Raw genomic sequence first — 25,803 nt, 5'->3', positions numbered from 1 at the left:
GTCGCTTTTATCAACAGGGTATACGGGCTGCAACCCTTATTCGGTCTATCTCCTAAACCTCTTTGTCACCCCCCCAGGTAAATTATTTAATTCGCGATCCTAAGGAAGAAGAAAAAAACAGCTATTCATGTATCCTTGACTTCTGTTTCGTTCGATCGCCCACTCAGTATCAATTTTTACTTTATCCGCCGCCAAGCTCCCTCCTTGAGTGTTTTGGACTCAGATCGATCGCCCCCGCCGCTTCCTGGCCCGGGCCTGAATTCGCATCCAGGGAATCCGAGGGTTAGGGATAACAGCTCTCTCGATCTGTCCGCTAGGAGCTTACACCTTCGGGTAAAGCCCTGCAAATCGCCAACTTTACAAGAACTTAATGCCAACTTATACCGCTGATTCAGCTTCCTAATCGCCTAATGTAAAGGATTTTTAAGAAAACTGGACGCTCTGAGTTGTATGTGAGAATGATAAAGATCTTGTAAAGACATCGAAATTACTTAGTAATGTTTGACGGCATATGGCAACATTTAAGTATAATTACGTAATTTCTAAGTCGGACAGCCTGCCGCTGGCAAATTCAGTAAATTCCTGCTCTGTTGGCCCAGTGGTAAACTTTTGCCAATCTAGTAGAAAAAGGGTTGCTATGAATCAGCAAATATCAGCTCAATCGCAAAAACTTTTACTGCAAATTGGCAGAAAGATTCGTCGAACCTTGGATATCGATACCATTTGGCAGCAAACAGTTAATAGTCTGGGACAAACACTAGGCGTCAGCCGTTGCATCATTTGTCCGTATCACAGTTCTAGCCTGCAAGTCAAAGTAGCTGCTGAATACTGCCAAGAACCCTTTCTACCCATGCTGGGAATGGAAATCTCGCTCACAGCAGAACCTCATTTCATTCAAGCTCTAGCCACCCTCGAACCGGTGGTAGTAGAGTCCTTTGCAGCCGATGACCCTTTTGAGCGGCAGTCGCTGCTAGTGCTGGCTACCGCTTATCAAGAGCAACCTAACGGCATAATTAGCTTGCATCGGTGCGAGGGCAAATCGTTGAGGAAGGGTAAGACCCATCGACCTTGGACTCAACGCCAAATCGAATTCGCACAAGAACTTGCCGATCAAGTAGGAAGCGCGATCGCCCTCGCCACCCTCTACCAAGAGCGCAGCCAGCGAGTACAAGGACTATCCCAGCTCAAAAAGCAATTTTTGTTGAGCGCGTCCCACGAGCTGCGCACTCCCCTAAATCACATCATCGGCTATCTACAACTAACCATAGACGATCAAGCTGACGATCCGATCGAGGAGAGAGATTTTATCCAAGAAGCTCACCGTTCGGCTATCCACCTTTCAAAGGTAATTTCTAATATCTTAGATTACATTGAGTTAAGTGAAGCTTGCCAGACTCACGGAGAGTTAGCAGCTTTCAGAAACCAGGAGAAATCTGGGAACCAGTAAAGATTCGAGCCGAGCATTCACAAAGTCAAATATTTAACGTGCAGACAAGTCTTCCGCGTGGAAAATCTGACAGTTTATCTATAGATTACCTTAATAAATTCGGTTGCCGATCGCTCAATTATTTTTAGATAATTAGGCTTTTATAAACCACAGCATACTAAGGGATGAAAATTAAATAAAATCCACTTTTCATGACTCTTGTGGGATGGGTTCTCGTAGCCCGTCCCCGATAGACGGGCTACGATCGCCCATCCCACAAGAAAAAAGGGAAATTATTTAATTGACGATCCTAACTATTAAACGTAGCATCTGGGTGTATTTATCATATTATGCGCGCTGGAACTACGCATCAGATAAATTTGTAATTACGAGGTTCGTCCCGATAAAACTCTGAGGACGGATCTGTAATGACAAACATATAACGGTTATTTTACCGGAAATGATATCCCAGCAAAAGATTGTAGTTTCGGACTTTTAATGTTTTGAACTTCTGCTTGATGGAATTACCGCTCGCCCTTTTTTTTAGGATTTTTTGGAGTGCTGACATAGCGCGCCCAAAAAGGTTCATCGATATCTTTCATCGCTGCTAATTTTTGGCACTCCTCCTGTATTCGCTTTCGTTCTGAAAGGTCAGCAAATATGTTGATACTGCCGAGAGTCTCGCCGCCGGCATCTCGCACGGGTGCGGTCCAAAGCCAAACATCGATCGAGCTACCGTCTTTTTTCAACAAAGATACTTGCAAACCGTTTTGCCATTTGCCATTACCCGCCGACTTCAGCAGCCCGTAAAAATCTTGCTTTTGACCTTCAGGAATATTCGGTAAAGGTTGCCCTAAAACCTCAGCTGCAGTCCAGCCAAAAAGTTTTTCGGCGGCGCGGTTCCAGACAAGGGTACTGCCGTTATTGCCGGTACAGTTAATGGCCAGCGGAGCCGATGCCATCTGCGCTATCATTACTTCGTTAACGAGTTGCAGTTTCAATTCTACTTGCTTGCGATCGGTAATTTCCTGACAAGCGCCCCACAAACGCACAACCCGTTCAGCAGTTTTGTCCCACACCGCTTGCCAGCAGTCCCGCACCCAGCGCACCTCGCCTTTTTGATTAATAATGCGGTACTCGTTGGCTCCCGTGCGGCTGAAAGTACAGCCTTCTAATTGTTTAATTAACATTTCCTTGTCATCGGCATGAACGAGTTCGGAGTTCCACCAACCAAACGATTCCAATTCTTCAGGAACGCAACCGGTGCAGCGCTCAAAAGCTTCTGTCACCCACTCGCAGGCAAACTTTCCGTCTGGCAGTCCCTTAAAAGAATAGGCAAAATCCGAAGTAATTTGCGACATAACTCTGTAGTGCAGTTCCGACTCCCGGACGGCGATTTCAGCTTGCTTGCGTTCCCCTATTTCCCGCGAATTAATTATAATTCCCTGCACGCTAGAATCGCCAACCAAACTGTTACCTATCGACTCGACGTAGATCCAAGAACCGTCAGCGTGGCGTTTCCGATATTCGATCGGTCTAGCAATTCCGGGATATTCTAACAACTTCCCAAAATACGCCTGCCAAGCCAGCAAATCGTCGGGATGGATTAACTCGCCGTGAAACTTCCCAACTCTTTCTTCTGGGTTGTAACCCAAAACTCGCTGTAGAGCTCCGCTGTGGTATCGAACTCGCCCGTCGGAGCCGAGAATGCTAATTAGATCCGAAGAATTGCGCAGCACAGCTTGCAGTCTGGCTTCGCTTTTAGTTAATGCTTGATTGTCCCTGCGGTGCTGGCTGATTTGTTTTTCCAACTGCTCCCGTAGCTGTCTGATTTGCCCTACTTGCTGGGCGACAGTGCGTTCCAAGAGGCGATTATTTTTTTCTAGTTCAACCAGCTTGGCTGCCTTATTTGTCGCGCTTTCAAACATACGGCTGGCTGCCATTTCCTGTAAAGCAACTGATAAATTTTCCAGAGTTTTTGTTAAAATTGCCTGGTGCGGCGGTGGCAATTCGCTAGCTTGTTTCTGCAACGTTTCTAAGTGTTTGTAGACTGTTTCTAGCATTTTATTAATGGGGGAATCTGATAGTTGCCACAGGTGCAACCCCTAACAAGCGGACACAAGTTTTTTCAAGATAACCCTTAACTAAGACTGGTGTCTGGCGATCGCGAGCGATCTCAATAACCAGCCATTTTGTCACTTGATTTTCAGATTATAGCAACCCATCCCTAAAGTAAATTCTTGTTGCGCCCTAATTACCAGCCCAGCAGCAGCACCAAAAAGTGTTCGCCAGGAGTGCGGGTAACTCCCCTATGCAGTGAATGTGGGGCTTCTCGCGGTTAAGCTAAACTAGATTGGTGTCAAGAGAAAGAGGGATTTATGACAGAGCAAGCCAACGCTCGCGATTTGTTTCGCGCTGCTTACGAACACCGCTATACCTGGGATGCCAATTTTCCCGGTTACAGTGCCGATATTGAACTCAAACAGGGCGACGAAGTATATACGGGTCATGTTTCCATCAAACCCGACATGAGCGTGGAAGTCACCGGCATTGAAGACGAGGAAGTGCAGCAAAGCGTCTACACCCAAATGCGCGATATTGTCACCCACCGCAAACGCTCGACATTTGAAAAATCTCACGGCAAAAATAGCTTCACCCTCGGCGAGAAGGACAGCACCGACGCTGTGGACATCTTGGTGCAAGGCGACTCAATGGGTTCTAACTATAAAATCCGAGGTCTCTCAATTTGTCAAGTCAGCCGGGTGATGGGCCGCATGGCTTTCGTAATTGACACGCACAAAAGCTTAGAAACACCCGAAGGTTCTTTGGCGACTCACTATGATGCCGTTTTCCGCAACCCCCAAACAGACGAAATCATCAGAGAACTCGAATTTGAAGATACCTTTGAGAAGATAGGCGAGTATTATGTCATGACCAAGCAAGTAGTTCGATCGAAAGAAAAAGGTCAACTGACAACAACCGAGTTCAACTACTCCAACGTCAAACTGCTAGAACCAGCAGTAGTGTAGCGCGATCGAAAACCCAATTTCTTAAATAAAACGGGTTTTTTTGGTTAACCTATCAGAATCAACTTGATTTGGCAGCAAGTAACGCTACGATCGAACGAGAGAGAGAACTCATATCGAGCATCAGCCTTACAGAAACCGGGTTTCTTGCGGCCAGCTCACCAGAGTGTCCAAGTCTTTTGTCAAGAAACCCGGTTGCTTAAATCCCGCGCGGTTGAGAATGCTGCCCTTGAGTCAAATCGAACTTTCATCAACTGCAATAAATCATCACAGAGGCGAAATATGACACTAGCACTAACCACAGAGAACGTCGAAGCAGTTCTCGATGAAATGCGCCCCTACCTGATGTCCGACGGCGGCAACGTCGAACTCGTAGAAATCGACGGCGCAGTCGTAAAGCTGAAGCTGCAAGGAGCTTGTGGCTCTTGCCCGAGTTCCGCAATGACCCTGAGAATGGGCATTGAACGCCGCCTGCGCGAGGCCATCCCAGAAATGAGCGAAGTCGAACAGGTAATGTAATTAGTCAGTTGACAGTTGACAGTTGGCAGTTGACGGTTGACAGTTGACTGTTACCAGTTGACGTTTAACAGTTGACAGTTGACTGTTACCAATTACCAGTTGACTGTTGACTGTTACCAATTACCAATTACCAATTACCAATTACCAATTACAAATTACAAATTACCAATTACCAATTATCAATTACCAAATTCAATGTCTCACCCTCTTTATGTAGCCTTCATTTGGCACCAACATCAACCGCTGTACAAATCCAGAGTATCAGCTAACTCCACAGAGGCTCAATACCGACTGCCTTGGGTGCGCTTGCACGGAGTCAAAGACTACTTGGATTTAGTGCTAATGCTGGCAAAATATCCCAAGCTTCATCAAACTGTAAACCTGGTTCCGTCCTTGATTTTGCAGATAGAAGACTGCATCGCAGACAAAGCATTAGACCCTTACTTGACGGTGACATTAAAGTCAGCAGAAATTTTAACCCTCCCAGAACAAGAGTTCATTTTAGAACACTTCTTTGACGCCAATTACCACACCCTGATTCAGCCGCATCCCCGCTACGCTCAACTCTACACTCAGCGGCAAGAAAAAGGCATTCAGTGGTGTTTGGCAAACTGGAAAGAGCAGGATTTTAGCGACTTGCTGGCGTGGCACAATTTAGCTTGGATTGACCCGCTGTTTTGGGACGACCCCGAGATTGCAGGGTGGCTGAAACAAGGACAAAATTTTAGTTTGGCAGACAGAAAAAACATCTACTCAAAACAAAAAGAAATCCTCGCTCGCATCATTCCCCAGCACCGTAAAATGCAAGCTGAGGGACAGTTGGAAGTCTCCACAACCCCCTACACGCACCCGATTTTACCGCTGCTTGCCGACACCAACGGGGGCCGCATAGCCATTCCAAACATGACGCTGCCACAACACAGGTTTCAGTGGGCAGAAGATATTCCCAGACACTTGAGAAAAGCCTGGGAAATGTATCAAGAGCGATTTGATTGCCAACCGCGCGGTTTGTGGCCGTCGGAACAAGCAGTCAGCCCGGAAATTTTGCCATACATTGCCAAACAAGGCTTTAAATGGATAGTCTCGGACGAAGCAGTATTGGGGTGGACAATTAAACACTTTTTCAACCGCGACGCGACAGGGAATGTCTACGAACCAGAATTCTTATATCGCCCTTACCGTTTAGAAACTCCTGACGGCGATTTAGCCATAGTATTTAGAGACCACAGATTGTCCGACTTGATCGGGTTTACCTACGGTTCGATGGAACCGAAAAAAGCAGCATCAGATTTAGTGGGACACTTAGAAGCGATCGGCAGAACTCTCAAACACCGACAGTCCGAGGGTCAAACAGCTTTAGAAAATCCCTGGTTAGTGACGATCGCCCTAGACGGCGAAAATTGCTGGGAATTCTATCCCCAAGACGGCAAACCGTTCTTAGAATCTCTCTATCAAACTCTCAGCGACAATCCAGATATCAAATTAGTCACAGTCTCGGAATTTCTCGACAAATTCCCAGCAACCGAAACAATTCCCGCAGCCCAACTGCACACCGGTTCTTGGGTGGACGGTTCCCTCACAACTTGGATCGGCGATCCCGCGAAAAATCGCGCTTGGGACTTGTTAGAGCCCGCCAGACAAATGCTGGCAAACCATCCAGAGGCCACAGAAGAAAGCAACCCAGAAGCTTGGGAAGCGCTTTATGCGGCCGAAGGTTCCGACTGGTTCTGGTGGTTTGGCGAAGGCCACACGTCGAACCAAGATGCCATGTTCGACCAGCTATTCCGCGAACACGTAGCGGCGATTTACGAAGCTCTAGGCGAGCCCGTACCCCCGGAAGTGAGGCGGCAAGTAGAGGTGCACCAGGTTCAAGGCGACCACCTGCCGCTGAGCTTTATTCACCCGGTGATTGACGGTATCGGCAACGAACAGGATTGGGACAAAGCCGGCCGGATTGAAGTTGGGGGAGCAAGGGGCACGATGCACCGGAGTTCGGCAATTCAGCGGCTTTGGTACGGGGTTGACCACTTGAATTTTTACATTCGCGCCGACTTCAAGGCAGGGGTGCGGCCGGGAATTGATTGCCCGCAGCAGTTAAATTTGTTCTGGTTTTATCCCGATCGCACGATGCACAACAGTCTGATTCCGCTGTCGGGTTTGCCTGACGAAGCACCGCTAAACTATCGATTCCACCATCAGTTAGAGATTAATTTGCTGACGAAATCGATTTGGTTTCAGGAAGCAGGAGAGGGCGATGAGTGGCAGCCCCGGATCGGCCGGGCCCAAGTGGGACTGGATAAATGTTTGGAGGTAGCAGTGCCCTGGGCGGATTTGCAGATTATGCCCGACTGGTCGCTGCGACTGATTGCGGTTTTATCGGAAGGGGATCGTTACTCTAGCTATATGCCAGAAGATACTTTGATTTCGATCGGAATGCCGTAAAAATTCATTATTCATCAGTCATCTGTCATCTGTCTGCAGGGGCGGGTTTCAGCAGCTTTCATAGAACTGCGAACCCAAATAAATATAAACCCGCCCCCGCCCGCTGAATTAGTCAACAGTCAACCGTCATTAGTCATCAGTTATTTTTTGAACGAACAAACAATTAAATAATTATCACTTTTTTTGGAATAGGGGCTTCAACTTTTGCCGCCTAATGCCTGGATAGTTTCGATCGCGTCCGGTCGATGTAGCGCTATAAAATTTGTTTGTAGTGAGGGCTTTAGTCATCATAAAAAAGAGTAATAATGTCCTCACAATAAACCGTATAATGGTTAATTTACCGGACATAATATCATTAGTCATGGGGAAATTAACAAACTAATGAGCCGCATTTTACTATTGGTCGATCGCCACCAACAACCTAATTTTCCGATCGCACACCTCAAAACGGAGCATGAGGTGATCGTACTCGATCGCGCTTTAGATCCCAACTCGGAATTTCCCTTTCCCCAAATCGCTTTTGACTTGTGCATTCTCGACGAGGCCTCTTTCGATCGCATCGGGCCGCTGGTAGAAGGATTAAAAGCTGCTGACGAGCCGATATTTTTACCGTTCTTGCTCCTTAGCCAATCGCAAACGCCTGCTCTTTTCGATCGGCCATTTTCACTGCCGGCCAAACAACTCGAACGCACAATAGACGATTTGATAATAAGTCCCGCCGAACCCGCCCAACTGCACTTGCGGGTAGAGAATTTGTTGGCCCGCAGGCGACTGTCGCTAGAACTCCACAGACTTCAGGAATTAATTAAAGAACGCACTTTTACAGAAAGTTTGTTAATCGACTCGCTGGAAACGGCAAACGAAAACTTGCAACGGGAAATAGCCAAGAGGGCGGAGGTAGAAGCTGCACGGCGAGAAAACTCCTATCTCGACTTGCTGATGAATGCCATGCCAGATATTGTCTGCTTCAAAGATGGCGAAGGCAGGTGGCAGGAGGCAAATCAAGCGATATTGGAAGTGTTCGAGCTAGAACAAATAGACTACCGCGGCCTTAAAGATTTTCAGCTAGGAGAACTCAGCAGTTTTTACCGGGAGGCCCTACAGGCGTGCGAGGTGAGCGATAGAGAAGCGTGGGAAAAAGGTGAGCTTTCTAGGGGAGAAGAAGTGATTCCCCGCTCAAACGGTACTGTGAAAATCTACGACGTGATTAAAGTACCCGTATTTCACCCCGACGGCAGACGCAAAAGTATCGTGATTTTGGGCCGCGACATCACGGAATACAAGCAAGCTAGAGACGAACTCGTGCGCTTAGCGTCGATTGTCGAGTCTTCCGACGACGGTATAATCAGCAAAACCCTCGCCGGGACAATTCAGAGCTGGAACACAGGAGCACAGAAAATTTACGGCTACTGCGCGGCGGAAATCAAGGGGCAGTCGATCGAGATTTTAGCAATACCCGAACGCCCCAAGGAAATGCCCCAAATTCTGGAAAATATTAGGGCTGGAGCCAGCATCGACCATTACGAAACCGTGCACTTGCGCAAAGACGGTCAACAGATAGATGTGTCCCTGACGATTTCTCCGATTAAAGACGCCACTGGAGCGGTAACGGGCGTTTCCACCATCGCTCGCGACATCAGCGACAGCAAGCGAGTCGAAAAAGCCTTTGAACAACTCCGCCACCAAACAGAAATGATTTTGTTCTCCGCAGGAGAAGGAATTTGCGGGTTGAACAAATATGGAAAAGTAACTTTTGTCAATCCTGCTGCGGTGAGAATGGCCGGCTGCGAATCGAAGCAATTGATCGATCGACCGCTCTATGAAAGCTTACACCGTTCACAGGAAGAATCCTCAAAGGCGATCGAGCAACTCTCACCTGCAACACAAATTAATTCAGGCGCTGAAATTGCCCCAGGCTGCGCCGCACCGCCAGCCCCGGCCAAACTGCTGCCGAACCGGGTAAGTTCTCAAATTTTAGCGACCTTGGAAGACGGAGAGGCTCGGCGCGTCACCGATGAGATTTTTTGGCGGCGAGACGGCAGCAGTTTTCCGGTTGAGTACGTTGTTGCTCCGATGCGAGAACAAGGCGAAATTATTGGAGCTGTGGTGACTTTTAAAGATATCACCGATCGGCTTGCCGTCGAGCGCATGAAAGATGAATTCATCTCTGTTGTCAGCCACGAACTGCGGACGCCCATGACCTCGATTCACGGTGCTCTGGGCCTCCTCAACAGCGGCCTGCTTGACGCTTACCCGCAGAAAGCCAAGCGGATGCTGGAGATTGCTGTCACTAACACTGACCGCTTGGTGCGCTTGATCAACGACATCCTAGATTTAGAGCGGATGGAGTCGAATTACAGCACTGCCATCAAACAAACTTGCAATGTCGCTGAGCTGATGCTGCAGGCGGCAGACGAGATGCAAGGAATGGCTCAGGAGGCGGGAGTTACTCTGTCGGTGAGGCCTGTGGGAGCGCAATTGCGGGCTGTTCCCGATCGGCTCATTCAGACCTTGACTAATTTGCTTAGCAATGCCATCAAATTTTCTCCCTCAGGGGCTACGGTTTGGGTGAGCGCCGAGTTGACCCCCACTCCGGATTTGGTAGAAAAAGCAGGGCAAAAGTCCGTGTCGTCCCCGTCTTTGTTGTCTCCTGAGAATGTCGCCGCCAATCAGCAGTTGCCAGTATCGAGCTCGTCCATCGTGATAGCTGTTAAAGACCAAGGACGGGGCATTCCGCCAGACAAGCTGGAGATGGTCTTTGAACGCTTTCAACAGGTTGATGCTTCTGATTCTCGCCAGAAGGGAGGAACTGGTTTGGGGCTGGCTATTTGTCGCAGTATCGTGCAGCAACACGGCGGCAGGATGTGGGTGGAGAGCGTTTTGGGGGAGGGCAGCACTTTTTTCTTAAGTCTGCCAGTTCTAAGGGAGGGGCTTGCAAGTGAAAGTTAATTTCTACTTAGGTGTACTCAAAGTTACTGATTTTGTGGAGATTCTGGGATCGAATCACCGACAAACAATCTCAGCCGTTTATGTCGTTCGGGGACTGCGGGCAAAAATCGCGATTTGAGGTCGAAAAGCGGCTTTTTTTGGGGTGGAGATTTTACACCAACCGCGCCGGACGGTTAGGATGTTCTTAATTGTTGAAACCCTTGCGGTCGATTGCAAATGCTGTCTTCCTTCTTTTTACCCGGTCAGCTTCGCCGCTATAGCTTTCAACATCTGCTATACAGTTTTGAAAATTTACTGTAAAGTCCGATCGGGTAAGATAATTTGTTTTACAAAATATTCACATTTCGCCTCTAGTCTGCGATCAGTTCTCTTTTCTAAAAAGATGTTAATTTTGACTACCAAGCGCATCTTGGTTATTGACGATGCGGAAGATATTCGGGAAGTGGCTCAAGTCAGTCTTGAGGTGGTGGGGGGCTGGGAAGTCCTGACCGCGAGTTCTGGTCGCGAGGGTGTTGCTAAGGCTCTTGCCGAACAGCCTGATGCTATTCTGTTGGACGTGATGATGCCCGACCAAGACGGGCCTACTACTTTTTTACAGTTACAAGCTAATAATGCTACGCAGCACATTCCGGTAATTTTATTGACGGCTAAAGCTCTGGCTGGGGACAGGCGGATGTTCGCGGATTTGGGGGTAGTGAGCGTGATTGCTAAGCCTTTTGAACCGATGTTTTTGGCGGCTCAGGTCGCTGAAGCTTTGGGCTGGGAGCAAGAATAGATCGATCGCCCCCATTGAATTGTGCAGCTTTTCAAGCATTAGTCTTGCAGGCAAAGAGAGTTAAAACAACTTGGTTTCTTTGGTATTGTGCCTCAGATAGAATCACGTCGATCGCACAGCATAAGTGTAAGGACTTAGGCCCCGTGCCTTTCGTCCTGTCAGCTTAAGACTAAAAAACCAGATTCCGGCAGGCAGGCGTTTCAACCCTGTCAGTATTTGATATGAAATTGATACCAATACGCGATGCTTAATTCCCTATTGGTAGTGCGCTCATTTAAGCGGATTCGACCTCAACAATGAACTCAATATTCCTGATGATTGCTCGGCAAAATATAAACTGGCAGGAGTATTTTACTTTTTGTGACAGGTCGCTTATCTTCATAAGTTCTTCAGGTTTTAGTTTTAAGTTTAAGCAGATCGTTAGGGATCGCTCCTGACGGTTTGCAGACACATTGGGAGAAGACGACTATGCCCTCAGCTTATATTTTGCTACTAATAGTTTCTCTGGTGGCAGTCTGGATTTACTGGCAAACCTCTCAAGATATTTTTGTTCTTGTGGCTTGGGCCGGGCTGGGTTGTTTTATCTGGGGTTTCTCTTGGGCTCCTTGGAGCGTTCAGCTTTTGATTGTGGTGTTACTGTTGGGCCTCCAAAAGTGCTACTTGCGCGACGCTCAAAGCTGTGACTGAAAGAGATTTTTTATTTTAGTGTCTGGAATTGAGATGTGCAGGCATTCGTGAATCTCTCTAATGATTGGGTTATCGCTCCATATCTTCAAAAAAGGTTTAAAATATCATGAATAGTTGCCCTTGTTGCTCCTCTCAATTGCTCCGCCACGCTCGCCACAATCGCGTTTATTGGTTCTGCTCGCACTGCAGGCAGGAAATGCCGGATCTGTCGGAAATGATTTTAGGTAACAGCGCGCGGACTCACAAACGCGACGGTTTGGTGAAGCTTCCTGCTTTGACTCCTAAATTGAGGATTTTGGATTCGGTAGGAATTGCTTAGTTTGCTAGAGTTAGTCTCGCGATAAATATTGAGACGGAAAAGATTTTTGATTGTGCCATTTGTTTGATTTTTTAATAAAAAATGCAAAAGCCCCTTCCGTGTGAAGTGAAGAGGACTTATTAGCGGGGGGCTTTTGCAATTGTGATGGGGTCGATCGCCTGAATTTCAGCTATTTTGTGCAGAAGAGCTGATTACATCAAACCGATTTGAGAGAGAATGCCTTGACCCGTGAGGAATTCGGTAGCTAGGCCGATAACGAAGCCCAGCATTGCCAAACGGCCGTTCCAGGTTTCAGCAAACTCAGTAAAGCCAACTTTTGCGTCTTTGTTTTCCATGACCAGAAACCTCGTTTAATTTCAACCTTATGTAACTAAACTTAACACAGTATTACAAACTTTGCAACATATTTTTACATTTACTGTTGAAATGCCGGAGATCAGCGGGATGGGCCCGCAGGGAGAGGGGCTCGCGGGGGAAGGGGAGAGGGTTTTTGATGTGGGGACGGGCGATCGGGTAAAGTGTATCAGGTCGATCGGTATCAAATTGGCGAAAACAGTAGTGAGATGTGTCAGGAGGTAAGAAAATTATTTTGAGTGAATACTTGACATCCAATAATTAGAACGCTAGCCTAAAAGCACAGCTAACACTAAATATCGCATTCAAAATCAAGGAATGTTGATTGAGTCGTCTTAGCTACACGGTTTATAGAACTGGGGCAAGTTTCTAGCACCCCGTTGAGCGGAAAGTACGTCTAATGTCGTTTTAACAAGTTCATAGAAGCTTGAGAAAATCGAAACATTATTGAGTTCCATTTCCCTTCAACGGGCTGCTACTAAACTCGTTCCCGTTCTGTAAACCCTGTAGCTAAGACGCTAATCAAATCCCACAAAATTACAGTGTTTTGTGGTAACAAATTGTCCTGTGCCCCGATGTTCATTTGTGAGCAAATCCACAGACAACACTCCATTAATCCTAGATGCGTGATATGTCGAGGCTGTCCAGTCAACCTCTTTGTAGGACATAATCAAATGACGCACAATCATCGAACCACAGGCCAACAAAAAATCCAGTCTCAGCGAGTTGCCATGTTTTTGGATTCTCAGAACGTCTACTTAAAGCCAAATCAAGCTGAATTACTGCTGGCTTTTGCCAAATCCAAAGGGCGTTTAGAACCGCCTAAAAGTTACTACAATTCGCAGAAAAAAAATCAACTTACCCACAATATTCGGCTAGAAAAGCAGGGTTTTAAAGGCGTTGATGTCCCCGATGGTAAAAACAGTGCAGATAAACAATTGGTGTTTGACTGTATCAAACGAGTGGCAATGAAGCCTTCTCTGGACATAATTATCCTAGTCTTAGGAGATCGGGACTTTGCAGGTTTAATCACCGTTTTGAAGGCTTTGGGTATAACAGTCATCGTTTTTGCACGGCGTAAAAGTGCAAGCCAAAAACTGATTAACCTCGTTGGTGAGGATAAGTTTCATTATGTAGACGAATGGTCTAGTTTGTGTGCAGGATTGAAACCCCAACTTAAAAATCAAAAAGATTTATCAATAGAAGCAGATAAATTATCTGCTTGAAGCAACACAGCCCGCCAGGGAATGAATTCCCTGTCTAATAGCTAAAGTCGGTTAAAACCGACTGACAGACAGTTAAAAAAATACAATCTTCAGTCCTCTTAAGAGGACTTTAGCTATGAGCCAGGGGTTTTAACCCCTGGCGGACTGACGGACTAACGGGCAAATAGTAGAACCGCCAAATATCTGTTAAAATTTACCTCGCCGCAGATAGCAAAAATCCAGTTTATTTGATAAACTAGATTCTCCAAACCTACCGCTATTTGCGGCTCTTTCATGTCCACATAATAACACCCAACTCCAAAAACAATAACCATTACAAAACTTCTATGCCATTAACTAATTCAACACAAGAACTCAAAATTACCATTCCCGAATTCAAAAATGAAAAACTGCTGCGCCAAGCGCTAACCCATCGTTCCTACGTCAACGAAAACCCCACATTCCGCGAAGAAGACAACGAACGCTTAGAATTTCTCGGTGATGCTTTGCTGACTTTTCTCAGCGGCGAATATCTCTATCAGCGTCATCCAGAAATGGGAGAAGACCAACTGACTCGTCGGCGTTCTGCATTAGTAGATGAAAAACAATTAGCCAGATTTGCTACTGAAATAGGTTTAGACTTAAAAATGCGGCTGGGAAAAGGAGCTTATCGAGAAGGTGGGATTACCAATCCAAATTTGCTCAGCAGCACTTTTGAAGCATTTATTGGCGCTTACTATCTCGATACACAAGATATGGACAAAGTGAGCCAGTTTGTGTGGCAAATGTTTGATTCTGTTCCCGAAAATGTGGTCGAAACTCGATCGACTGTAGACTCGAAAAATCGCTTTCAAGAATGGGTACAATCCAACGGTGACACGACTCCGCCCAAATACGTGACAGTCCAAGCAGGAGGAACGCCCCACAAGCCGGAATTTCTCGCGAAAGTTTATGTCGCAGAGAAACTTTATGGAGAAGGTAAAGGCAAAAGCAAAAAAGATGCTGAAAAAAATGCGGCAGAAGATGCCCTAGCAAAGCTGAAAAAACGCGGACAGATCTAAACTTGAAAACATCGGTAAAAACTACTAGCTTTTTTGTGCGATTCGGGCGTTGGCTAAGCCATCGAAGACGATCGCCCGAATTGATTGCCAGAGTCCACAATGGGCTATAATCAAGACTTGTGTAAGTGTTACCGCCGTCGATCGAGGGTTGCAATGACAGAAATTCGTTGATGAGTGCCCGATTGTCGATCGTAATTTTGGGAAATATCAGAGCAATTCATGTCTACTCAAAACCCGACTACCCTAACTGTTGAAGAAGCACAGCAAATCCTCAAGGATTTCACTTGTCTGGATATGCAATCTGTAGCATCGCCGCTGGAAAAACAGGCCCTCCGTCAAGCGATTTTGCTGGTAGCAAGTTTGTCGGATTATCAAATGTTGGGAGTGTGCGCTTCTTCGACGGATGAGGGGTTTTTAGCTTTAGAAGCTTATTTGAAAGCTTTAGGATATCAAGCTGTTTTAGATCCCAATGCTGTCTCGACCTTTGCTGGTTCGGTTTATATTAAGTTCAATACTTTGAAGGGTTCGTATTATGTTGACGGTTATATCGGAACTTACCGGGGCGTTTTGGTGTCGTGCCAATCTTCCTCAGAAGGTGGAGTTAGTGGCACTTACGGTCATTTACCTCTCGATTTATTTGTTGATTAATTTGTCAGTAGTTAGTAGTCAGCAGTCAGCAGTCAGTCGATAGATTAAATTGAATCAAAAACTGACTGATGCACTTTACTAAGCTGTAGGGTGCGTCAGCCGATGGCCCCTCGATTCAGTCGAATCAAAAACCCAATGATATCGTTTCCGGTTGCACTCCTTATGATATAGAGGACACGGCACCGTGCCGTTTCCCTACCGCGATTCATTGTAGGGACACTCTTGCACTGCGCCGTGTTGAAAGCTGTGGGTAATATTAATTCCGATGCTACCGGATTTGGTATGACGCACCTTACTAAAATTAACCCTTACCAACGATCAATTCTGCCTCTGGTTCCGGTGCAGTTTCTTCGGGCGGCAGTCCCAAAATATCGCTGTACAAGTGGACGTATTTCCGTGCCGAAATATCCCAGCTAAAATCTTCTCTCATGCCGCGCTGTTGCAGTTCTCTCCACTTATCTTTGTAGCGGAAACCTTCCCAAGTTCTGATCATGCAGGTGAACAAATCGAGGGGTTCGTAGCGATCGAAACAGTAACCTGTACCAGTATTGTCGATCGGGTTGTGGTGGGAAACGGTATCGACTAAACCGCCGGTGCGGCGAACCATTGGTACGCACCCGTAGCGGAGGGCTAGCATTTGACTGATGCCGCAGGGCTCGAAACGGCTGGGCATCAGGAAGGTGTCGCAGCCTGCGTAAATGCGCCGGGAGAGGGCGTCGTTGTAGAGTAATTGGGTGGACATCCGGCCTGGATAGCGGGCTGTCATTTGCCAAAGTTGGGTTTCGTAGTAGCGATCGCCCGTTCCGAGTACAATAAACTGAGCGTCGGTATAGGCCATGAAGCGATCGAGCATTTGAATTATCAAATCCAATCCTTTCTGTTCTACCAGCCGCGTCACCATGCCCATTAAAAAGGCATTTTTATTCACTTCCAAACCGACTTCTTCTTGCAGGGCAATTTTGTTAGCTGGGCGCTTTTCAATAGTATCAACACTGAATTGTTGATGAAGGTACTTGTCAGTTTCTGGGTTGTAAGATTCTGTATCTATTCCGTTCAAAATGCCCGAAACTTTGCCGCCGATGTAAGAAAGCAAACCTTCCAAAGTTTCCCCGTAAGCTGGGGTTTTGATTTGCTCGGCGTAAGTCGGCGAAACTGTATTTACTCGATCGGCAAACTGTACTGCGGCAGCCATTGTATTGTGACCTTGCATATACCAAGGACACCAAGTCATCTGCTCCAAACGCCAGCGCCACGGCCCTTGATAAGCTAAATTGTGAATAGTAAAAACCGTGCTGATATCGGGGTCTTGGCTCATCCAAACAGGTATCATCCCCGTATGCCAGTCGTGACAGTGGATAATTTGGGGCTTCCAGTGATTCCAGGCAAATTCAGCCGCAGCATTGGCAAAGAAAGTGAACCTCCAATCTTCATCTAAACCGCCGTAAACGCGGCGCGGCAAGAAAGATGGATGTTGCAATAAGTATAAAGGTACATCGGTTCCCGGCAAAACACTTTCAAAGACAGAGAAGCTTTGGAACATCGCAGACCCATCCCAAACAGGTTTTTTGGGAACGTCCATTTTGTCGGGGATAAAACCGTAGTAGGGCATGAAGATGCGGACATCGTGTCCCATGCGCCGCAGAAATTTAGGCAAAGCGCCGACGACATCGCCCATACCGCCGACTTTGGCGAGGGGTGCTGCTTCGGCGGATACAAATAAAATGCGCATTATTTTTTTGTGTTCCTTGAGATTGTTAGTCTAGATTAAGTTTAAATGGCGAGCGGCACAATATTAACGCGCCTTTCAAAAACAACTATAAATCTGAGTTGCTGTAGCGATCGCAGTTTACTCAAGAATGCGATCGCCCTTTTTCCATCCGCGTCGCTGTGCGGTGAAAAAAAGAGCGATCGCCCGGACTCCCCTCTCGCGAGAATTTTCACGATCTAATCAAATTTATCTGTCACTTTCTGAGGGACGGTAAACATCAAAAATTGTATGCAGTCTGCTCACCTTTAGGCATTAGTAAAACTGCACGCAAAACAATCAGTATGTAATTAAGGAAATAGCGATCGCCTTTTCCATCCCCTCTCCTAAAAAGAGCGATCCTCTTCTGCAAGCTTCGCCAACGCTCGAATCACATATTACCGACAAATCCCGGCTAATTCTGAGAATCGTCCTCAAAAGTCTCCTCAAATCCCGCTAGAAAATCATCCAAAGCTTCAGAGGCGATCGCCAAATTAATATTATCAGCATCTTCCCATCCCCACGTATTCACCCCAACCACTTGACCGGCCATATTAATCAGCGGCCCCCCGGAATTTCCCGGATTAATCGCCGCATCCGTTTGTAACACCTTTACCTCAGCAGCACTATCATCTTCTTCGTCACCTTCTTCATACTCGTCAGGTTCTCGAATAGCACTCACAATACCTTGAGTTACAGTTGAAGCAAACTGCCCCAAAGGATTGCCCACCGCAATTACTCTATCTCCCACTTTCACATCAAAAGACAACTCTAGGGGAGGATATTCTTGGGGAAATTCCACTTGTTCCCCTGTGTTCTGGTCGAAGGTAAAATCGCTAATTAAGAGCAATGCTAAATCTTCTTCTGCATTACCAGTAAACACCACCTCTGCCAATCTCAATTTTCCGTCGTGAGTTTCCACTAAAACCTGTTCGACTTCATCTTCTTCATAGAAGTAATCTTCATCGGCAATATCTTCTACAACGTGATAGTTAGTGACAATTATGTCCGGCGATACAAAGAAGCCGCTCCCTGAAGAAATCTCCTCTTCTGTATCCCAATCCATGACGTAAATTGAAACTACGGACGGCAAGACTTGCTCGACTACATCCGAAAAATTTCCTGCTTGAGTTTTGAACTCTTTCAATTGCTTCTGCAAAGCTTGTTGGTCTGCCTGCATTTTGCTATAGAGTTGCTGAACCTTTTTCAATTCCAGCTTTAATTGAGTTTCTCTAGCGCTCATATTTGGCCTTTACCTGAAATAAATTGCTGATTAATTTTGGATGTTTGATTGTAGATTGTGGATGGGGATGTTAAGAATTATAGGACTTACGAAAAAAAACCGGTTTTTACCATAAATCTTGGGCTATACAGCGAGACTTACATCAGAAACCGGGTTGCTTAACACCCGTGCGGAGCGTCCTAAATTAGTCAGATATTTTTGAAATCTATCGCGCAAGTCCTACCTAAAATCCCATCAAAAATCTACAATCAGACTGCTACTCTATCTGTTTTGCCGCGAAACGCCTGTTATTTTTATTATTGTACAAAAGGCGATATATCGCATCTAAAAGCATTGACAAAGAGATGCGGAGCGGTTTTAGGAACCACGTTGAACTTCGACAAATATTTCCTCCAAAATTGCACTAGCACCCTGTTGGCGCAGTCGGTGAGCGAGGTCAATTCCCAGCATTTCAGCAGTCTCGGCGGCGCCGGAAACAGTATCTTTGACGAATTGCTTGCCGTCGAGACTCGATACCATTCCAGTTAAGGTTAATTGACCGTTTTCTATTTTGGTATTGACGCCTATCGGCACTTGACAGCCGCCTTCTAATTCCCGCAGAAATGCGCGTTCGGCATAACATCTTTGGGCGGTTTCCGAGTGTTCTAGAGCTTTAATCACTTCCATGATTTCTGTGTCTCCGGCGCGGCATTCGATACCCAAAGCACCTTGTCCGACGGCGTGAAGGGAGATTTCAGCAGGGATAATTTGGTGGATGCGATCGCCCATTCCCAATCTTTCGAGGCCGGCAACTGCTAAAATAATCGCGTCGTAACCGCCCTCATCTAATTTAGCGAGTCTAGTATTGAGATTGCCACGAATATCTTTAAATTCAAAATGAGGGAAATGGTGTCGCAGTTGAGCCAGCCGGCGCAAAGAAGAAGTACCGATTACAGAACCTTCAGGCAGGGTGTCGAGTTGCTTGTCTTTGTGCTTGGAGTGAACTACCAGGGCGTCAGCGGGATTTTCCCGTTCGGTGACGCATCCTAAAATTAAACCTTCGGGCAAATTGGTCGGCAAATCTTTGAGGGAATGAACGGCAAAGTCCGTTTCATTGTTAATCATTCCCGTTTCTAATTCTTTGGTGAAAAGTCCTTTATCGCCAATTTTAGCGAGGGCGACATCAAGAATTATGTCCCCTTGGGTGGACATGGTGTGGACTTCAAAAGTGTGTTCCGGGAAGTGTTTCTGTAGCTGTTCTTGCACCCAGTGGGTTTGCACGAGAGCGAGTTGGCTTTTGCGGGAACCGATGCGAACGGTTCGGGAAGGGGCAGATGTGGTTGGGGACATAAGATCGATCGGAGGATAGCTTGAAATCAGCCAATATATTCACCTGATCTAGCGTACCGCAGGTGGGGACTTTAATTGCTGGTTGGGATAATTCGGGCGATAAAATAGAAATACCAGATTGTGACCGGCTGCTGCTGCGAGTCTTGATGATGTTTCCCATCCAGCATTGCGCGTCGCTGGCATGGGGCCGATCGACATTCCGAAGCAAAGGCTGCCGGCGATGTACGATTTACCTAGCGTCGAGCCGGATGAACCTGGTTGACATGAGGAGTTAGCTTAGCTGCAGCGAGAAAGAATTAGCTCAAAGGTTGCGAGAGTTGGGGAGAGAAATGTAGTGGCGAGGGGAAAAGGGCGATCGAAGTTGCGATCGTACTTCTCAAGCCACCAAATAGCTTAGCATCAAAAGTGAATTTGTCAAATTACTAAAATCCTAAAACTATGAAAAGTGCTCTTGACGTAGCTCGTTACTTTTTATGTCGTGTCGATCGAGAAGCAGGCGATACCATTTCTCCTCTCAAACTGCAAAAGCTCGTATATTACGCGCAAGCTTGGAGTTTAGTATTTAGAAACCAGCCGCTATTTTTTCAAGAGATTGAAGCTTGGGTTTCCGGTCCCATTGTCCGCGATGTTTGGCATGAGTACAAAGCTTACAAATATAGCGATATTCCGGCTCCCGATAATTTTGAAGAAGAATTCGAGGAAGATGAAATCGAGGTTCTCGAAGAAGTTTGGAATGCTTATGGAGAATTAAGTGCTAAACATCTTGCAGAATTGACGCAATCAGAGACACCTTGGCTCAACGCCCGCAAGGGATTAGAACCTGCGGAAACATCAACTAAAATCATCTCCCGCGAGGATATGAAATCCTGCTATGCACCTTTGGTGGAGGCATAAGTGCAGCTTCATTGACAAAAGGGCGATAGACCTTTTAGCCCTCAGCTACGGCAATCAATAACTGAACTTCAATTCCTAAAGTCCGAGCACTGCGAGCCAAAGCTTCATCGCCAGTCACCAAAAGCAACTGATTAGAACTTGCTACTGCTAAATGCAGTGCATCTAAGGTACGCAACGGTACTTCAAAACGGCTAATCCAATCGCGAGCTAAATTGTAATGAATAGGCTCTAAGGGGATGCGAGTATAAAAACCCCTGTCCAAGTCTGCCTGAAACTCAATTGCTATTTGTCTTGCCTCGGACTGAGAAATTTCTCTCATTCGCACTCTGCGAGACAGTGCGGAAAAAATTTCCACTTCAACTAGCTGACTCAATCCTCGTTCAGTTTCTGTCCTCAGTAAATGCTGAGATGCTTCGCTGAGACGTTCTGGCCAGTAATTGGGAGCAATAACGCTAGTATCCAAGTAAATCAATAGCGTTCCTCCTGTCGCAGCCTAATGACTGTTGCACTCAGCGGTTCACCCTTTACTTGGATAGAGTCTCGGAGTGTTTTGAGTTCAGCTAACCGCTGCTCCTTTGTGAGCGGCGGGACTACGCGAGCTACTACTTTGCCCTCCTGTACGATTGTCACTTCTTCTCCTTTCGCCACCTTTTCCAAGATAGCTTGCAGATTCTGCTTGGCTTCTTCAACACTAATCGCAGGCATCTTATTAGTTTTTTAGGTACTTTTTAAGTCTACAGCAACGGGATATTGAATGCGAAAAAAGTCGATTCCCTACCCTTCGGGAACTCCTGCGGGAAGATAGCTTCGCTGGCGCGTACCTTTTCCATTTCCCAGTAAAATTTAACGTTGCCCTGCTTGAAGTGCAGAATTTGCTATCTGGACAACTTCTTGCTGCCGTGCGTTTTTCCTTGTGACTCGGTACAGCACCCCCAGCCTTTGCCACTCAACAAAAGCAGTGCAGTAAGCACCGCAATTATTGAAATAAATCCCCCTGATGCCGCCGGCCAATTCAACGCTTCTGTAAGTATCCTGCGGCAATTGCGAAGGAGGCGAAAACGGTTCATTTCTTTTAGCTTCGATTGTGCCGAAATAACAGGCTCCGATGCGGCATCCTTTGCCTAAATACATTCCCACAATGTAACCGTGGGAACCTGCTTGCACATCAAAATCAACTTGCTGAGTGTTAGGTAAAGGAAGTATACTCGGAAGAAAAACTGGCACTCGCGTTTTGCCTTTGATTTGTCTAGAAATGTTACTTGCAGGAAAACGACTGTTAGCTTGGTTTTCACCTGAATTATCGGGGGTTGGGGGAAACTTTTGCACAAAATTACTCCACTGCACAACTCTATTTTTAGCAATGTTAAAAGTGGGAATCGAGTATTTTTCTAGCGCAAAAGAAGGGCGACCGTTTTTCAGGTTGAAGCTGCGGCGAATCACTGTAATTTCTGGTTTCCCTAACCCGTAAGCTGTGGCTGTGGAACGGGCGAGATTGCAGCTAATTTTGAAGCGTCCCATCTCAATATTGCCATTTTCCGCTTGATAAGACCAATTGTAACCCTCAGAAGCACGATCGCGATCGCACAGAAAATCAGAAATCTCAAACATCTTGGCAATATGAACATCGTACAACCGCAACTTGCGGCTGCCTGCAGATTTTGCAGTATTGCGATCGGGTACAATAAATTGTATCGGTTGCCAGCTATCTTCAGGGGAATAATTAAACCAGCGGATTTCTGTAATCGGGAGTTCAGTCCTTGCTAACGCTGAGTTTGGTGTCAAAGGTGCGATGGCAAAAGCAGTCACCACACAAGCAAAAATCGCCGCAAATAGCCATCTTCTCCTCATCCTGATTTCCCCCGAAGTAGGTAAGCGCAAAAAAATATAGCATCTTGTAAGGGGCGAGTGCGAGTTAAGATATATCATACAATAACGGTAAGGTGCGTCCTTACGCACCCTACATCTAGAAGTTGTGCGTCCCCGACTGCCAAACTTAACGCTTCCCAGCTTGAATAGCAGAATTTACTATTAAAATTAAATCAGATTCTCGTCCGTTCTTAATGGCGACGGTATACATAAAACCCTGAGTTTTCCACTGAAGAGTTGCTGTGCAGTAAGCCCCACAACCGTTATGAAAAACTCCTTTCACACCGCCCGCAAGTTTGACATTTTTTAACGTCTTAGTTACCCCTTCTAGTTTTGTAGTAAACTCCCCGCCTTTTTGACCTTGAATTGACCCAAAAGTGCAAACAGTCGTACCGCCGCAATCTGCTGTATAGTCGATTGAAATAGCATAGCTGTTTGCTTGTGCTGTAGTTGGATAGTACATTTTTTGGGAAACCGGAATCCTGCTGGGAATAAAAATAGGCACTTGCGTTTTGCCTTTTAACTTTGGCAAAATTTCACTTACCGGAACCGCCGTACCTCCTTGAGCAATTTGTGTTGTTCCCGATTGTCGCTGCGACAATTGCGAAGATCCAAAAACAACGGAGAGAGGTACTAAAGCAGTCAATACACCAGCCGAAGCAGCCAAAAGTAATAAATTCTTCTTCACGGTCTTTTCCCTTAATATTCCAAGAGTTTAGTTGGGCGGCGAACTGCATTCACCTATGTACAACCATAATTCAAAATACAAAATTAACACTCGCTTTTCCGGGAAAATATTTTTTATACTATCTTGACAATGTTGCTAAAATATAAATTCATCTATAATAGAGAGAAGGCGATCAATTTAGGAGTCGATTGTGGAACTGCAAGAGTATTTGCGCCAGCACGGATTAGAAACCTTGTCCGAAACTTATCATATCAAAGTTACCCGCCACCGCCAATATCCCGATCTAGTCTGTCTGAAATACTCGCAGATAGAATCTCCCCTGGGCGAAAAAATAGTCCAGCAGTGCCGAGGCATTATTGTAGATTCATCTCAAGATTGGCAGATAGTTTCTTATCCCTACGACAAATTTTTTAATTACGGAGAAATTCACGCCGCTGCAATTGATTGGACAAATGCCAAAGTTTACGAAAAACTAGACGGTTCTCTGACTGTACTGTATTTTTACAAGGGAGAATGGAGAGTGCAATCTAGTGGCACTCCCGACGCCGCCGGCGAAGTTAACGGTTTTGGGTTCAGCTTTGCCGAACTTTTTTGGAAAGTATGGCAAGAATTGGGATATCAATTGCCACAAGAAACCGACCAGTGTTTTATCTTTGAGTTGATGACGCCTTACAATAGAATAGTTGTCCAGCAACAAAACAATCAAATCGTGCTGCACGGGGTTCGCAACACTCAAACGCTGCTAGAAACCGACCCGAGTATTTGGGCAAATAAATACGGCTGGGAATTGGTAGCATCCTATCCTTTAACTAGCTGGAAAGAAGTTATCGAAGCTGCTCAACATTTAGATCCGATGGATTCGGAAGGGTATATTATCTGCGACGCTAACTTCAACCGAGTTAAAGTTAAGTCTCCGCAATATGTCGCAATTTCCCATCTCCGCGAAGGGTTTTCCACCCGGCGCCTGATAGAAATTGTTTTAACTAATGAAGGAGAAGAGTTTTTAGCTTATTTTCCTGAGTGGAGTGAGTTGTATCAAAAAGTTAAGGACAAATATCAATCTTTGGTTGAAGAAATCGAGGAAGCTTACCGACAGCATGAACATATCGAAGTTCAGAAAGATTTTGCCTTAGCTGTGAAACATTTGCCGTATTCCGGCATTTTGTTTTCTTTGCGGGCCCGAAGAGTTGCGGGAGTGAAAGAAGCTCTCCGTGATGTTACGATCCATAAAATAGAGGAACTCTTGGGTTTAGATTACATCCATTTAGGTTTGTAGAAGAAGGAAGGCACGACACGGATTTTGACACGGATACACGGATTAATGATCGAGGGTGAGGCAGATGTTGAAGGAAGAGGGAAGTTCGGCAACGGATTATGTAACGGATGTAACGGATGTAACGGATGTAACGGATGGAATGAAGAGGTAAGTATTTAAACAATGCCCTGTTTGGCCAATGCCCAATTACCAATTACCAATTACTATGAAAAGAGTTATTGTACTTGTCGGTTTACCTGCTTCGGGAAAATCTCAATTTGCTAGGGAATTGCTGCTGTCGGAACCTGCAAAGTGGGTGCGTAGCAATAAAGATTTGCTCAGAGAAATGGCTCACGCTTCTCATTGGTCGCCTGCAAATGAAAAGTTTATTGTGCAGTTGAGAGATACGATTATTTTGATGGCTTTGGAAAGCGGCAAGCACGTCATTGTTGATGATACTAATTTTGGGCCTCACATCGAGCATATCAAGGAGTTGGTTAAAGGTAAAGCTGTTGTGGAAGTTAATGATTCTTTCCTGCAAGTTCCGGTTGAGGAATGTATTAAACGGGATTTGAAAAGGCTTAATTCGGTGGGCAAAGATGTGATCGTGAAGATGTACAATAAGTACGTGCGGGTTCCCGTTCCGCCGCCGGAATATAACCCGGATTTGCCGGATGCAATTATTGTCGATATGGACGGTACGCTGGCACTTCTCAATGGCAGAAATCCTTTTGATGCTTCTACGTGCGATCGCGATTTGCCCAATCAGCCGGTCTTAGATACCGTTCGCAAGTGGCAGTCCAGCGTTAATATTATTGTAGTGTCGGGTCGAACAGATGACTGTCAGCCTCAAACTGAAAAATGGTTGCAGCAGTATGAGGTTAATTATGCCGCTCTTTATATGCGGAAAACCGGAGATATGAGGAAGGATGCGATTATTAAAGAGGAGTTCTATCGGCGACATATTGCAGGGAAATATAATGTTAAGTTTGTGTTGGACGATCGCCAGCAAGTTGTTGATATGTGGCGGTCGTTGGGAATGACTGTATTTCAAGTAGATGAAGGGGATTTTTAAGGCATGGTTTGTTTGCGCGGGCGATCTCCCAACTCTTAATGCTACACTCAAAGTAAGCCGGAATCGATCTAATTAATCTGCGTTAATCTGTGTTGATCTGCCATCATCTGCGGTAAAAAAAAGAGAATGTCAACCGCAGATGACAAGGGATTCACGCCGATTCACGCAGATTAAGAGAAGAAAGATAGGAATAATTCCGATGTTAACAGATTTGAGATTATCCCTCTTTTGTCACTCTCGCTATAGTATAATCTACAGCAAACCCCAGAACTTAAGTCTGTATTATGGTAGAGCCTCG

At 46.0% G+C, this 25,803-nt stretch carries 25 protein-coding genes; 14 read left to right on the top strand and 11 right to left on the bottom strand.

The window, feature by feature from the left end:
- Nucleotides 1-637 precede the first annotated feature (637 nt).
- Complete coding sequence (locus QUA99_RS26835; RefSeq protein WP_333242622.1) at nt 638-1,447, top strand: GAF domain-containing protein; 810 nt, start codon at nt 638-640, stop codon at nt 1,445-1,447.
- A 503-nt stretch (nt 1,448-1,950) separates the two neighbouring features.
- Here the strand turns inward: QUA99_RS26835 and QUA99_RS26830 are convergent.
- Nucleotides 1,951-3,489, bottom strand: coding sequence for a PAS domain S-box protein (locus QUA99_RS26830; RefSeq protein WP_333242625.1), 1,539 nt, complete (start codon nt 3,487-3,489; stop codon nt 1,951-1,953).
- Nucleotides 3,490-3,804: 315 nt separating this feature from the next.
- Between QUA99_RS26830 and QUA99_RS26825 the strand changes: the two genes are divergently transcribed.
- From QUA99_RS26825 to QUA99_RS26795, 7 genes are all read left to right on the top strand, one after another.
- Nucleotides 3,805-4,455, top strand: coding sequence for a DUF3386 domain-containing protein (locus QUA99_RS26825; protein ID WP_333242627.1), 651 nt, complete (start codon nt 3,805-3,807; stop codon nt 4,453-4,455).
- A 279-nt stretch (nt 4,456-4,734) separates the two neighbouring features.
- Nucleotides 4,735-4,971, top strand: a complete 237-nt coding sequence (locus QUA99_RS26820) for a NifU family protein (protein ID WP_333242629.1) — start codon at nt 4,735-4,737, stop codon at nt 4,969-4,971.
- A gap of 195 nt (nt 4,972-5,166) precedes the next feature.
- Nucleotides 5,167-7,413: a glycoside hydrolase gene (locus QUA99_RS26815; RefSeq protein WP_333242631.1), complete on the top strand. Its 2,247-nt coding sequence runs from the start codon at nt 5,167-5,169 to the stop codon at nt 7,411-7,413.
- A 381-nt stretch (nt 7,414-7,794) separates the two neighbouring features.
- Complete coding sequence (locus tag QUA99_RS26810; RefSeq protein WP_333242635.1) at nt 7,795-10,362, top strand: PAS domain S-box protein; 2,568 nt, start codon at nt 7,795-7,797, stop codon at nt 10,360-10,362.
- Nucleotides 10,363-10,744: 382 nt separating this feature from the next.
- The gene (locus QUA99_RS26805) at nt 10,745-11,137 is read left to right on the top strand and encodes a response regulator (protein ID WP_333242638.1); all 393 of its coding nucleotides are present in this window, start codon (nt 10,745-10,747) and stop codon (nt 11,135-11,137) included.
- A gap of 468 nt (nt 11,138-11,605) precedes the next feature.
- A complete protein-coding gene (locus QUA99_RS26800) occupies nt 11,606-11,824 on the top strand; it encodes a hypothetical protein (protein WP_333242641.1) in 219 nt (72 codons plus the stop codon).
- 196 nt (nt 11,825-12,020) lie between these two features.
- Nucleotides 12,021-12,143 carry a hypothetical protein gene (locus QUA99_RS26795; protein ID WP_333242643.1) on the top strand — a complete coding sequence of 41 codons (123 nt, stop codon included), beginning with the start codon at nt 12,021-12,023 and terminating at the stop codon, nt 12,141-12,143.
- A gap of 191 nt (nt 12,144-12,334) precedes the next feature.
- Here the strand turns inward: QUA99_RS26795 and QUA99_RS26790 are convergent, their stop codons facing one another.
- Nucleotides 12,335-12,478 (bottom strand): chlorophyll a/b-binding protein, encoded by a 144-nt coding sequence (locus QUA99_RS26790; RefSeq protein WP_015176459.1) that lies wholly within the window; start codon nt 12,476-12,478, stop codon nt 12,335-12,337.
- Between the two features lie 693 nt (nt 12,479-13,171).
- On the opposite strand from QUA99_RS26790, the gene QUA99_RS26785 reads away from it, so the two are divergent.
- The 3 genes from QUA99_RS26785 (at nt 13,172) to QUA99_RS26775 (ending at nt 15,411) form a co-directional block, all read left to right on the top strand.
- A complete protein-coding gene (locus QUA99_RS26785; protein WP_333242646.1) occupies nt 13,172-13,723 on the top strand; it encodes an NYN domain-containing protein in 552 nt (183 codons plus the stop codon).
- A 326-nt stretch (nt 13,724-14,049) separates the two neighbouring features.
- Entirely contained in the window at nt 14,050-14,763 is a 714-nt protein-coding gene (gene rnc, locus QUA99_RS26780; protein ID WP_333242648.1) for a ribonuclease III, read from the top strand.
- Between the two features lie 219 nt (nt 14,764-14,982).
- Complete coding sequence (locus QUA99_RS26775; RefSeq protein WP_333242651.1) at nt 14,983-15,411, top strand: DUF1824 family protein; 429 nt, start codon at nt 14,983-14,985, stop codon at nt 15,409-15,411.
- Between the two features lie 301 nt (nt 15,412-15,712).
- Here QUA99_RS26775 and glgA read toward each other — a convergent pair whose 3' ends face one another.
- From glgA to QUA99_RS26750, 5 genes are all read right to left on the bottom strand, one after another.
- Nucleotides 15,713-17,140: a glycogen synthase GlgA gene (gene glgA / locus QUA99_RS26770; protein ID WP_333242654.1), complete on the bottom strand. Its 1,428-nt coding sequence runs from the start codon at nt 17,138-17,140 to the stop codon at nt 15,713-15,715.
- A gap of 41 nt (nt 17,141-17,181) precedes the next feature.
- Nucleotides 17,182-17,352 (bottom strand): hypothetical protein, encoded by a 171-nt coding sequence (locus QUA99_RS26765; RefSeq protein ID WP_333242657.1) that lies wholly within the window; start codon nt 17,350-17,352, stop codon nt 17,182-17,184.
- A gap of 218 nt (nt 17,353-17,570) precedes the next feature.
- Nucleotides 17,571-18,398, bottom strand: coding sequence for a S1C family serine protease (locus QUA99_RS26760; RefSeq protein WP_333242661.1), 828 nt, complete (start codon nt 18,396-18,398; stop codon nt 17,571-17,573).
- A gap of 357 nt (nt 18,399-18,755) precedes the next feature.
- A complete protein-coding gene (gene hemC / locus QUA99_RS26755) occupies nt 18,756-19,727 on the bottom strand; it encodes a hydroxymethylbilane synthase (protein WP_333242664.1) in 972 nt (323 codons plus the stop codon).
- Nucleotides 19,728-19,775: 48 nt separating this feature from the next.
- On the bottom strand, nt 19,776-19,910 hold the full coding sequence (locus QUA99_RS26750; RefSeq protein ID WP_333242667.1) for a hypothetical protein: 135 nt from the start codon (nt 19,908-19,910) through the stop codon (nt 19,776-19,778).
- A gap of 255 nt (nt 19,911-20,165) precedes the next feature.
- Between QUA99_RS26750 and QUA99_RS26745 the strand changes: the two genes are divergently transcribed.
- Nucleotides 20,166-20,621, top strand: a complete 456-nt coding sequence (locus QUA99_RS26745) for a type II toxin-antitoxin system antitoxin SocA domain-containing protein (protein ID WP_333242670.1) — start codon at nt 20,166-20,168, stop codon at nt 20,619-20,621.
- A gap of 34 nt (nt 20,622-20,655) precedes the next feature.
- Here QUA99_RS26745 and QUA99_RS26740 read toward each other — a convergent pair whose 3' ends face one another.
- The 4 genes from QUA99_RS26740 to QUA99_RS26725 all read right to left on the bottom strand — a co-directional run bounded on the left by QUA99_RS26740 (nt 20,656) and on the right by QUA99_RS26725 (nt 23,175).
- On the bottom strand, nt 20,656-21,093 hold the full coding sequence (locus QUA99_RS26740; protein WP_333242673.1) for a type II toxin-antitoxin system VapC family toxin: 438 nt from the start codon (nt 21,091-21,093) through the stop codon (nt 20,656-20,658).
- Entirely contained in the window at nt 21,090-21,326 is a 237-nt protein-coding gene (locus QUA99_RS26735) for a type II toxin-antitoxin system prevent-host-death family antitoxin (protein ID WP_333242675.1), read from the bottom strand. The genes QUA99_RS26740 and QUA99_RS26735 overlap by 4 nt, the downstream gene beginning before the upstream one ends.
- Before the next feature lie 138 nt (nt 21,327-21,464).
- Nucleotides 21,465-22,469, bottom strand: a complete 1,005-nt coding sequence (locus tag QUA99_RS26730) for a hypothetical protein (protein WP_333242677.1) — start codon at nt 22,467-22,469, stop codon at nt 21,465-21,467.
- A 145-nt stretch (nt 22,470-22,614) separates the two neighbouring features.
- Entirely contained in the window at nt 22,615-23,175 is a 561-nt protein-coding gene (locus tag QUA99_RS26725; RefSeq protein WP_333242680.1) for a hypothetical protein, read from the bottom strand.
- Between the two features lie 190 nt (nt 23,176-23,365).
- Between QUA99_RS26725 and QUA99_RS26720 the strand changes: the two genes are divergently transcribed.
- Together QUA99_RS26720 and QUA99_RS26715 are read left to right on the top strand one after the other, a co-directional pair.
- The gene (locus QUA99_RS26720; protein WP_333242683.1) at nt 23,366-24,451 is read left to right on the top strand and encodes a T4 RnlA family RNA ligase; all 1,086 of its coding nucleotides are present in this window, start codon (nt 23,366-23,368) and stop codon (nt 24,449-24,451) included.
- A 205-nt stretch (nt 24,452-24,656) separates the two neighbouring features.
- Nucleotides 24,657-25,505, top strand: a complete 849-nt coding sequence (locus QUA99_RS26715; RefSeq protein ID WP_333242685.1) for a phosphatase domain-containing protein — start codon at nt 24,657-24,659, stop codon at nt 25,503-25,505.
- Nucleotides 25,506-25,803 lie beyond the last annotated feature (298 nt).

It is taken from the genome of Microcoleus sp. F10-B2 (assembly GCF_036704965.1).
Classification (GTDB): Bacteria; Cyanobacteriota; Cyanobacteriia; order Cyanobacteriales; family Microcoleaceae; genus Microcoleus.
This window is presented reverse-complemented; position numbering and strand designations above follow the sequence as displayed.

Excerpts from the sequence above, each read along its gene's own strand:
- QUA99_RS26835 (WP_333242622.1), top strand. The coding sequence starts at position 638 with ATGAATCAGCAAATATCAGCTCAATCGCAAAAACTTTTACTGCAAATT.
- QUA99_RS26830 (WP_333242625.1), bottom strand. The coding sequence starts at position 3,489 with ATGCTAGAAACAGTCTACAAACACTTAGAAACGTTGCAGAAACAAGCT.
- QUA99_RS26825 (WP_333242627.1), top strand. The coding sequence starts at position 3,805 with ATGACAGAGCAAGCCAACGCTCGCGATTTGTTTCGCGCTGCTTACGAA.
- QUA99_RS26820 (WP_333242629.1), top strand. The coding sequence starts at position 4,735 with ATGACACTAGCACTAACCACAGAGAACGTCGAAGCAGTTCTCGATGAA.
- QUA99_RS26815 (WP_333242631.1), top strand. The coding sequence starts at position 5,167 with ATGTCTCACCCTCTTTATGTAGCCTTCATTTGGCACCAACATCAACCG.
- QUA99_RS26810 (WP_333242635.1), top strand. The coding sequence starts at position 7,795 with ATGAGCCGCATTTTACTATTGGTCGATCGCCACCAACAACCTAATTTT.
- QUA99_RS26805 (WP_333242638.1), top strand. The coding sequence starts at position 10,745 with ATGTTAATTTTGACTACCAAGCGCATCTTGGTTATTGACGATGCGGAA.
- QUA99_RS26800 (WP_333242641.1), top strand. The coding sequence starts at position 11,606 with ATGCCCTCAGCTTATATTTTGCTACTAATAGTTTCTCTGGTGGCAGTC.
- QUA99_RS26795 (WP_333242643.1), top strand. The coding sequence starts at position 12,021 with ATGCCGGATCTGTCGGAAATGATTTTAGGTAACAGCGCGCGGACTCAC.
- QUA99_RS26790 (WP_015176459.1), bottom strand. The coding sequence starts at position 12,478 with ATGGAAAACAAAGACGCAAAAGTTGGCTTTACTGAGTTTGCTGAAACC.
- QUA99_RS26785 (WP_333242646.1), top strand. The coding sequence starts at position 13,172 with ATGACGCACAATCATCGAACCACAGGCCAACAAAAAATCCAGTCTCAG.
- rnc (WP_333242648.1), top strand. The coding sequence starts at position 14,050 with ATGCCATTAACTAATTCAACACAAGAACTCAAAATTACCATTCCCGAA.
- QUA99_RS26775 (WP_333242651.1), top strand. The coding sequence starts at position 14,983 with ATGTCTACTCAAAACCCGACTACCCTAACTGTTGAAGAAGCACAGCAA.
- glgA (WP_333242654.1), bottom strand. The coding sequence starts at position 17,140 with ATGCGCATTTTATTTGTATCCGCCGAAGCAGCACCCCTCGCCAAAGTC.
- QUA99_RS26760 (WP_333242661.1), bottom strand. The coding sequence starts at position 18,398 with ATGAGCGCTAGAGAAACTCAATTAAAGCTGGAATTGAAAAAGGTTCAG.
- hemC (WP_333242664.1), bottom strand. The coding sequence starts at position 19,727 with ATGTCCCCAACCACATCTGCCCCTTCCCGAACCGTTCGCATCGGTTCC.
- QUA99_RS26750 (WP_333242667.1), bottom strand. The coding sequence starts at position 19,910 with ATGCCAGCGACGCGCAATGCTGGATGGGAAACATCATCAAGACTCGCA.
- QUA99_RS26745 (WP_333242670.1), top strand. The coding sequence starts at position 20,166 with ATGAAAAGTGCTCTTGACGTAGCTCGTTACTTTTTATGTCGTGTCGAT.
- QUA99_RS26735 (WP_333242675.1), bottom strand. The coding sequence starts at position 21,326 with ATGCCTGCGATTAGTGTTGAAGAAGCCAAGCAGAATCTGCAAGCTATC.
- QUA99_RS26730 (WP_333242677.1), bottom strand. The coding sequence starts at position 22,469 with ATGAGGAGAAGATGGCTATTTGCGGCGATTTTTGCTTGTGTGGTGACT.
- QUA99_RS26715 (WP_333242685.1), top strand. The coding sequence starts at position 24,657 with ATGAAAAGAGTTATTGTACTTGTCGGTTTACCTGCTTCGGGAAAATCT.